This is a genomic window from Stenotrophomonas sp. P5_A8, assembly GCF_056400545.1.
Genome location: NZ_JBFULB010000567.1, coordinates 1 through 1,207 on the forward strand (window position 1 = coordinate 1; position 1,207 = coordinate 1,207).

Annotated in this window: 1 protein-coding gene; it reads right to left on the bottom strand. The window is 61.6% G+C overall.

Translation table 11 applies throughout. The annotated features are described in order from the left end of the window. A partial coding sequence (locus AC1DQP_RS20710; protein ID WP_478052458.1) for an AraC family transcriptional regulator occupies nucleotides 1-971 on the bottom strand: 971 nt, incomplete at its 3' end. Nucleotides 972-1,207: the final 236 nt, after the last annotated feature.

A 1,207-nucleotide genomic window follows, 5' to 3' on the forward strand; every position in this document is an offset into this window, starting at 1 on the left:
GGAGAGTGCCCCATGACGCGCTTGTAGGCACGACTGAACGCTGCCTGCGAGGCGTAGCCCAGGCGCTCTGCCACGACCTCGATGGACAGGCTCTGATGGGTCAGCCATTGACTTGCCAACTGCATTCGCAGCTCAGTCACGTACCGCAGCGGCGCGGTTCCCATGACGGTCTGGAACCGGTCTGCAAAAACAGACCGTGAGATGTTGGATGCTGCAGCGAGCGCTTCGACGGTCCAGTCATGCCCGGGATCTCTGTGCAGCGCAAGCAATGACAGCGATAGACGAGGATCGCGCATGGCCATGACCAGGCCGGACGCGCCGTCGCAACCGCGCTCGACCCAGTCACGCACGATCATGGCGGCCACTGCATCCGCCAGCCGGGCGAGAATTCCTGCAAATCCGATGCGACCGGAACACACCTCGCGCTTCATCGCGTCGACGATCGGCAACAGCCCAGGAAACTGAGCGGCGTTGCCATCGGCCAACATCACCGCCGGCATCAACTTGCTCAATCCTTGCATGCCCCCCAGATCGAACACCATGCATCCGTGGAAGAGCACCGCGCTTGGCACGGCATGGGTGCTCGGGCACGTGTCTATGCCACTCACCGTGTCGCCTAGTGGGGCGGCGTCTATCGTTTCCAGGCACTGGACCGGATGGTCCTCGCCAGACAACAACGCGTGGCCTTCTGCGCGGGGAAGAAGCACGACGTCCCCGGCAGAGAGAAGGTGTTGGCTGCCGTCCGCGCCACGAAGAATCGCGGTGCCCACTGCCAGGTAATGGAAATAGGCATGGCCTGGCTTCGGCGGAAATCCAAGACCAAAGGTCGGCCCGGTCTGAATGCGCCGGTATTGGACGCCATGCAGCCGCATGCCGGTCAGCAGCTCGTTGATCAGATCCGTGGGCTGGGGTGTAGCGTGGCTCATGAGACGGCTCGGGGTTTCGATCAAAAATACAGGTTGGACAATCATAGATCATCCTGACGTGGCTCCCTAAACTCTCGGCTGCACGAATGCACTGGGATCTTTGATGAGCAATAACGTAGTTGATGCTGCAGGCGCGCGTGATTCTGTGGCCACGGATAGCGGGGAGCCGTCTTCATCGGCATGGGTGGCCGTATTTTCGCTGGCCATGGGTGTTTTCGGGCTGCTCACGGCCGAATATCTGCCTGCCAGCCTGTTGACGCCGATGGCGGCGGACCTGGGGG